Origin of the sequence: Blautia segnis (assembly GCF_014287535.1) — a bacterium.
Taxonomy (GTDB): domain Bacteria; phylum Bacillota; class Clostridia; order Lachnospirales; family Lachnospiraceae; genus Blautia_A; species Blautia_A acetigignens.
The window spans coordinates 203,480-211,536 of sequence record NZ_JACOOT010000003.1 but is presented as its reverse complement, the minus strand read 5'-3'; the positions used below and the strand labels follow the sequence as shown (position 1 = coordinate 211,536).

Genomic DNA, 8,057 nt, shown 5'->3' with positions numbered 1-8,057 from the left:
GGCAAAGACAAAAAAGTAGAAAAAACACCATGAAAAAATGACAAAACAGAGAAGCCGCAATCCAGCATAAACACTTGGATTGCGGCCATTTTTAACCTACTTTACCTGCAAAAGTCAGGATGTATGCCGGATTTTGTAATGCCACCGGGGATTATGTTGCAATCATGGATGCAGATATGCAGGATCCGCCAGATCTGCTGCCCGAGATGCTGAAGCTGATCGAATCGGGAGAATATGACAGCGTGGCCACAAGGCGTGTCAGCCGTGAGGGCGAGCCGCCAATAAGATCCTGGTTTGCCAGAAGATTCTATTCCCTGATCAATAAGATCTCCGATGCAGACATTGTAGATGGAGCCAGAGATTTCCGTCTTATGCGCCGGGAAATGGTGGATGCGATTGTTGCAATGGGAGAAACCAATCGATTTTCCAAGGGCATCTTCGGATGGATCGGGTTCCGTACATACTGGCTGCCATATGAAAACCGGGAACGGGTAGCCGGAACTACCAAGTGGAATTTCTGGGGCTTATGCAAATATGCAATTGATGGAATTATCAACTTCTCTGAGGCTCCTTTAAGCATCGCTTCCTGGTTCGGTATTATAATGACTGCAATTGCTTTTATTTTTTTGCTCTTTATTGTTGTGAGACGTCTGGTTTACGGAGATCCTGTGGCTGGCTGGGCTTCCACAATCTGCATAATTGTGTTTATTGGCGGAATTCAGCTGTTCTGCATGGGAGTTATGGGACAGTATATTGCCAAAAATTATTCTGAAAGCAAGCACAGGCCCCATTACATCGTATCAGAGACAAATAAGCCTGATGCTGAAAAGATCAAATAAGAATGAAATACGGTTATTTTAAAATGGAGGATGAAATTTTGTCACAAAAGAAAAGTATCTGGAAAAAATTACTGCCCTATTTTATGACGGGAATGCTCACTGGGATAACGCTTATTATTATGCTTTATGCGTTAAAGATTTATCCCTTTGGCGATAAAGCATATCTGTGGGCCGATGCGGATCAGTATTTTGGTATAGAGAGTTACTTTGGAAGTCTCCTTGGAAAAAATGATATTTTTTATTCCTGGGGCAATGTGTTAGGTGGAAATGCATTGGCGGAATTAGCCTATTATTCCTTCAGCCCCTTCAACGTAATCTTTATCCTTTTTCATGACCACATGATATTTGCCGCACATTTTGTTGCTTATATCAAAATCATCGCAAGTGCTCTGGCATTCTGCTACTGTCTGTTAAGCACCTGTGATGAAAAAAATATCCTAATAAAAGCTACCTTATCTACCTGCTACGCTTTTATGGGATATATGGTCTTTTATGGATGGAATACTTCCTGGATGGACGGCGTGATCCTGCTTCCCCTCATGTATGTGGGCATTCGGAAAATCATCCAAAACAAGAATATATTTCTGTATGTTTTTTCACTGGCAGTTGCTGTCATTTCTAATTTTTATATTGGCTTTATGCTGTGCATAGGCTCCTTTATCCTTTATGTGGTACAGCTGTTATTATCTGATGGAAAATTCGCAGACAATATCAAAAAATCTTTTATAAAATATATGTTTGCTTCCCTGGTTGGAGTTGGAATCAGTGCCTTTTTATTGATTCCCACTTATCTTGGCCTGCCATCCGACAGAAGCCTAACGATTTTTGATCTGTTCAAAGATATGAGTTTTAATACAACTCCTGCTGAAATATTGTCAGGATTATTTACCGGACAAAGCAATACGTTGAAAGAGAATGCTCCTTTGATTTATGTCGGCATGTTTGTTCTGATTTTGGATATCCTGTTTTTCATAAATAAGAAAATTTCTTTCAGGAAAAAAGCTGTTTACTCTGCTGTCATCCTGATTTTCTTTATCAGTTTTGAAAACAGTTTTATCAATCAGATCTGGCATGGCCTGAGTAAAAATCATTGTTTTAACTACAGATATTCCTTCCTGCTCAGTTTTGTTCTTTTGCTTATTGCATGGGAAACATGCCAGGTATTAAAAGAAGAATTGCCTCCAAAAGAAGATCTGTTGAAAGCAGTCCTGATTCTGGGAGTGATTCTGGCATTTGTGATTCAGAATGCTTCCGACAAAATAAATATCCTGGGAATCTCTCTGGATATTCTTTTGATCCTGATATTTATAACCGCATTTTCTCTGAAGAATCTGCGGGTAAGAAAAGCCACGGCAGCCATTTTGTCTTGCGGCGTCGTAGTTTCTCTGGCATGCAACGGATATTTTTACCTGAAAGACATCCGCATGCAGTCCTGCAATACCTATGGAACCAATAAGGCAATGATGGAAAACGCCACAGAAACAATCAATGATGATTCCTTCTATCGCATGGATAAAAGCTTTTCCCTTGGACGCTGTGACGCCAATTTATTCGATTATAACGGTGTCTCAAACTATGCCTCTACCGAAAATGTGGAAAATTTAAAATTCCTGAAAAAATTAGGTGTCAGACATAAGTGGATGTGGGCAAAATATACCACCAATACCCCGCTTGCAACAGAGGCATTATTAGGTTTCCGATACATTCTGACAAACAGGGAAAATGCAAAGGGATACGAAGCAATTGGAGAAGGGGATGGTATCAAATATTACAGGAACCAATATGCATTGCCTGTATTGTTCCCTGTAAATGATTTCGAAAACTTTGATCTGGATGAACTGAACGATTTCCAGCTGCTGAATCAAATCTGGGCATCCATAAACGGATTGCAAGAGGATATATTTACTCCAAATACCGTTAGCAATACCTCCCACGATGGTGAGAACCAGTTAACTGTCACAGTAGAAAACACAGGTTCTTTATATTTGTTGATTCCATCAAGATCTTCCTATAATTCCTTTAAAGTGACTGGTGCCGGAAGGGAAAGAGAAATCCGTTATGATGACGCCTCTGAAGTATATTATATTGGAGAATTTGACCGTGGCGAATCTTTAGATATTTCTTTTGCAGCAAAGGACGGAAATTTTGACTTGGACAGTATTTCCTGTTATACAGAAAACAAAGATATCATCTACCAGAATTCACAGCTGGTGAACCAGCAGAATCTTTCAATAGAGGAGAAAAGCAGTTCCCATCTGATAATGTCCTATTCCGGTAAAAGCAGCAATATTGCAACCACAATCCCTTATGACGAAGGATGGACCGTTTATGATAATGGAAAAAAACTGACCATTGAAAAGAACTGGAATAACTTTTTGGCCTTCCAATTAGATGACGCAGACGAGCATAATATAGAACTAGTTTACAGACCAACCGGATTCGGTATTGGAAGTAAGATAACCATTTTCTCTATTGTACTGCTGATCTTATTTGAGATTCTGAATTTGAACACTATAAAAAACAGACTTAGGAAAAAGCGTGCATAATGTCATGAGCATGAAAAAAGCGGTCCAGCATAAAGCTGGCCGCTTTTTCATGCAGAGAAATTACTCTGCAAATATTCTCTCTTTCGCACTCTCCACATCAGAAGCTTCGGTCAGTGCTTGGAAGCTCTGCGGGGTTGTATCTTCATTGAACTGCTTGATTATCTGCATCAGGTCATCGCAGCTGTAGGCGTTTTCGTAGATGCCGGTGGCGTAGCTGTACAGTTCGATGTATTCGTCCTCTGTTTTCGCTGTCCAGAGGTTCTGGTACAGACGTACAGCTTCACCGTCTTCCTCTACTGCGTCCGGATTTCCGGTGATCGCGTTGTAGATCATGGCAAATGCCGGGCCTGCCATGGAAGCGTATTTTCCGCGAACATAATCGATTGGTGTATTTCCAAAGGAATCCTTTTCCTGGAACACTTCGAAGTTCTGCTCAGAAAAGCTGTCGATGGCACCAACCATAATGTTGCTGTTCTGCTCTTTTTCTTTCTCCGAAATCTTATCCAGATAAGAAGCTGCATGGAAGGCACTCATAAGGGTATCGCAATCTCCTGCTGCAAATGCTGTTTCCAGATTTGCAAGACCAGCTCCATCCATCTCCGTATATCCTGGGCAGATGGTCACATGCAGGTTTCCCTCTTTATCTGAAAGCTGGATCACTTCGTCTGTCATGGAAAGTGCTTCCGCATCTATTGTACGAGCATCCTTTGTAAGCACAAGGCCAGCCTTCTCTTCCAGCGTGTTCAGCATTCCCCAGGTTCTTACCTGATGGAGACGGTTGCCGGAAGCAGCCCCGCCAGACATGATCACAATGTTCCTGGCACCTTTTTCCAAGAAAAACTCTGCCATGTCGCAGCCGGCCTGATAAACGGTTTCCAGATCCGGGCCTACACTTCCCATGTACCACGGGTTGTCCTTGATTGCCTCATAGTTCTCATCGCTTACGGTATTGGAACCAAGTGCGTAGTAGATTTCCTCTTTCTCGCAGGTTTTGATCACATCCTGAAGCCCGTCTGCATATCCGGCAAAGGAAATGATTCCCTCCGCGCCTTCTGCCTTGGCTTCCGTGATAAATGCTTTCTCCGCTTCAGAGTCTGCAACCTTTCCTGAGAAAATAAATTTCACAGGAAAACCTTCCTCAATATAATCCCGGTAATAATCTGCAAACATTTCCATCTCTGCAGAATCCGGATCATACAGGATAACACCGATGGTATGAACATCACCCTCTGCGTAATTTCCGGTATCGGCAAATACAGTGCTCTGCGTTCCAAATAAAAGTGCTGTACTCATCATCAGAGTGAGTATTTTTTTCATCATACTATCTGCCTCCCTCTGCCTGATTTTGCATGCTCTCTACATAGAAGCAGGCTACTTCATGTCCCGGTGCGATTTCCTTAAGCTTCGGCATTTCCTTCTTGCACTTCTCAGTGCAATGCTCGCAGCGATTCTGGAAGGGACAGCCAACCGGCACATCAAGAGGGCTTGGAGCCTCGCTCTCAATACTCTCAATCTTCTTAGTCGGATCCATATGCACAGAGAACTGTGCGCCAACCAGTGCCTTTGTGTACGGATGTACGGCATGGCTGGAAACGTCCTCTCCAGGAATGGTCTCCACAATATGTCCCAGATACATAACCGCGATCTGGTGTGCAAAGGAACGGATCAGTGCCAGGTCATGACAGATAAAGATCATGCAGATGTTCTTCTCTTTCTGCAGGCGAACCAGAAGCTCAATCACAGATTCCTGTACGGAAACGTCCAGTGCAGAGGTTGCCTCGTCGCAGACCAGAATCTCCGGCTCCAGGGAAAGAGCTCTGGCGATACTGATCCTCTGACGCTGTCCGCCGCTCATGTTGTGCGGATAACGGTCCACAAAATCCTCTGGAAGCTCAACCATGCGAAGAAGCTCTCTTGCCTTCGCGTTTCTTTCGCTTCTTTTGATCTTTTTGTAGTTCATCAGAGGCTCTGTGAGGATGTCCCCGATCTTCATCTTCGGATTAAAGGATGCCAGCGGATCCTGGAAAACCATCTGAAGGTTCTGGCGGTTTTCCCAGGTCTCTTTCTTTGAAAGTCCTGTGATGTTTTTGCCATGATAAAGAATCTCGCCGCTGGTGGGCTGATCCAGGGAAATTACCATGCGGACAAAAGTTGACTTTCCGCATCCGCTCTCTCCTACGATTCCAAGGGTACGGCCCTTGTACATAGTCAGGTTGATATCATTGCAGGCAGTTAAGGTTCTGCCGTGGGAAGCAGGGAACTGTTTTACAATATGCTTCGCCTGCATGACGATTTCAGGATTCTCAGACATATCGTTTTCCCTCCATTTCCGGAACTGCTTCCAAAAGTTTCTTCGTATAATCACTGGTTGGGTTGTTCAGAACCTCTTCTCTGGTTCCGTGATCCACTACCTTGCCGTGATGCATGACGATCAGCTGGTCTGCCATATAGGCAGCTACGCCGATGTTATGGGTAACGATAATGATTCCGGTTCCAAAATCATCCCGAAGCTCCATCATCTGACGGACAATCTGTGCCTGTGTGGTTACATCCAAAGCACTGGTAGGCTCATCTGCCAGAAGAAGTTCCGGATTAAATGTCATGGCCATCGCGATTCCCACACGCTGACGCATACCGCCGGACAGCTGATACGGATAGCTGTTCATGATATTCTCAGCATCCGGGAGACGCATTTTGGTCAGCATGGAAACAGCTTTGTCCCATGCTTCCTTCTTGGTCATTGACTGGTGTGTACGAATATATTCTACATATTGGCTGCCGATCTTACGGATCGGATTCAGGGTTCCTCCGCAGTCCTGAAAGATCATGGACATTTTGCTGCCGCGGATCTTTCTCCAGTCGCTTTTGGAATTTTTCAGAAGAGATTCTCCATGATAGAGAATGTCACCACTGGTGACCCTGCCAGCTCCGGAAAGTGCTCCCAGAACGGCACGGATCACAGTAGTTTTTCCACTTCCACTCTCACCTACCACGCTGATGATCTCCCCCTTTTTCATGGAAAGGTTGAAATGCTCGATGGTAGGTGCCTGATTTCCATACTGTACAGCCAGATCTTTAATTTCCAGCATATAACAGACTCCTTTATTACTCCGCAATCTTCATGTCAGCAGTTACCCAGTAGTAATCCATTGGATACATTACAAGTCCTTCTACGGTAGATTTGGAAATAAGGAAGGTATTCTCATACCCGAAGAATACAGTTGCCGCATCATCCATGATTGCCTGCTGGATCTTCACGATCAGCTCTTTTCTTGCCTCTGCATCGATAGTAGAAGCCAGTTCATCCAGCCATGCATCTACATCTGCATTGGAATATCCTGCAGTGTTGTTTGCAGATGTGCTGTACCAGTTCTCACGAAGGTAGTTTTCCGGGTCACCGGTGTTTGCAACCAATACGTTCCAGATCAGAAGGTCATACTGGGAGGAATCACGACGGTCAAGAAGGGTCTCATAGGATACGCAGTCAAGCTTGATGTTGATTCCGATTTCTTTTAAGCTTGCCTGTGCTGCCTGCGCGTATACGCCAAGCTCTGCACGACTGTCATAGTATACAAAGGTAAGCTCTACTTTATTTCCGTCTGGATCTTCTACATATCCGTCACCGTCTACATCCTCATATCCGGCATCTGCAAGAACCTGCTTTGCTCCGTCTGTATCGTAAGCATTCTCATCGTTCAGTTCCTCATATCCATAGTCCAGTGTTGGCGGTACCGGAGCTTTTCCTGGTGTTGCGCCGCCCTCAAGAAGAATGCTGGTGTAGGTCTCTTTGTCAAGTCCGCGGAGAACTGCCTGACGAAGTGCAAGATCCCCAAGTGCTCCGTTCTGGTTCATAAATGCATAGGTAGAACGAAGAGATTCCAGAGACTGAATATTGTAGTTGTCGTTTCCGTCAAACTCGAAAACGTTCTCTGTCTTTAAGTTGTAAGCAACATCGATCTCGCCGGACTGAAGTGCCATGGAACGTGTTGTCTGGTCTCCGATAATACGAAGAGTTACACTGTCATTGGGAACCTCGCCGTCCCAGTAATACTCGTTTCGTACAACAACTGTATCTCCGGACGGATCAAAGGACTGGAATGCATACGGGCCTGTGCAGACCGGGCCTTCCATTGCGATGTTGGAGTTGTCAATGCTTGTGTCCATGATCAGGAAAAGCGGGTCAGCCAGGCATCCTGCCATATTTGCGTTTGCTCTGTTCAGGTTGAATGTGATGTTCTGTCCGTCAACCTCAATGCTGTCAATGTCAAAGAACTCCGGTACACGGTTTGACATTTCCATAGTACGCTCCAGGGATGCTTTTACAAGCTCTGGTGTCATATCGTTGCCATTTGAGAATTTAACGCCCTCACGAATGGTAAATGTCCATGTTTTTCCATCTTCACTGTTGGTCCACTCTGTTGCAAGACATGGTACCATGTTTCCTTCCTCGTCAAACTTGGTAAGTCCCTGTCCAACACCGTAACGGGAAATTACCCAGCTGAAATACTGCTCTGTTGGTTCCAGTGTATCAGCAAAGCTTGTTACACCGATTGTCATGGTATTTCCATCTGCAAATACGAAAGTAGCCGGGATCATTGCCATTGCCATAAGTCCTGCCAGTGCTGCTGCACATACTTTTTTTGCGATTCTGTTTTTCATATACTTTTTCTCC

General features: G+C 44.3%; 5 protein-coding genes and 1 pseudogene. 2 read left to right on the top strand and 4 right to left on the bottom strand.

Annotated features, from left to right (window positions below):
• Window positions 1–119: 119 nt before the first annotated feature.
• Together H8S54_RS01700 and H8S54_RS01695 are read left to right on the top strand one after the other, a co-directional pair.
• Window positions 120–839 (top strand): annotated as a pseudogene (locus H8S54_RS01700) (glycosyltransferase); the annotation flags it as partial.
• Between the two features lie 38 nt (window positions 840–877).
• Entirely contained in the window at window positions 878–3,385 is a 2,508-nt protein-coding gene (locus H8S54_RS01695; protein WP_186900749.1) for a YfhO family protein, read from the top strand.
• 60 nt (window positions 3,386–3,445) lie between these two features.
• Here the strand turns inward: H8S54_RS01695 and H8S54_RS01690 are convergent, their stop codons facing one another.
• Genes H8S54_RS01690 through H8S54_RS01675 form a run of 4 tightly spaced genes read right to left on the bottom strand, consistent with a single transcriptional unit; the run spans window position 3,446 to window position 8,044 of the window.
• Entirely contained in the window at window positions 3,446–4,705 is a 1,260-nt protein-coding gene (locus H8S54_RS01690) for a type 1 periplasmic-binding domain-containing protein (protein WP_021925785.1), read from the bottom strand.
• Between the two features lies 1 nt (window position 4,706).
• Window positions 4,707–5,696: an oligopeptide/dipeptide ABC transporter ATP-binding protein gene (locus H8S54_RS01685; protein ID WP_021925786.1), complete on the bottom strand. Its 990-nt coding sequence runs from the start codon at window positions 5,694–5,696 to the stop codon at window positions 4,707–4,709.
• Entirely contained in the window at window positions 5,689–6,474 is a 786-nt protein-coding gene (locus H8S54_RS01680) for an ABC transporter ATP-binding protein (protein ID WP_021925787.1), read from the bottom strand. The genes H8S54_RS01685 and H8S54_RS01680 overlap by 8 nt, the downstream gene beginning before the upstream one ends.
• Window positions 6,475–6,490: 16 nt before the next feature.
• Window positions 6,491–8,044, bottom strand: a complete 1,554-nt coding sequence (locus H8S54_RS01675) for an ABC transporter substrate-binding protein (protein WP_186900748.1) — start codon at window positions 8,042–8,044, stop codon at window positions 6,491–6,493.
• Window positions 8,045–8,057: the final 13 nt, after the last annotated feature.

Coding starts and splice junctions, on each gene's coding strand:
- H8S54_RS01690 (WP_021925785.1), bottom strand. CDS start 4,705: ATGATGAAAAAAATACTCACTCTGATGATGAGTACAGCACTTTTATTT.
- H8S54_RS01685 (WP_021925786.1), bottom strand. CDS start 5,696: ATGTCTGAGAATCCTGAAATCGTCATGCAGGCGAAGCATATTGTAAAA.
- H8S54_RS01680 (WP_021925787.1), bottom strand. CDS start 6,474: ATGCTGGAAATTAAAGATCTGGCTGTACAGTATGGAAATCAGGCACCT.
- H8S54_RS01675 (WP_186900748.1), bottom strand. CDS start 8,044: ATGAAAAACAGAATCGCAAAAAAAGTATGTGCAGCAGCACTGGCAGGA.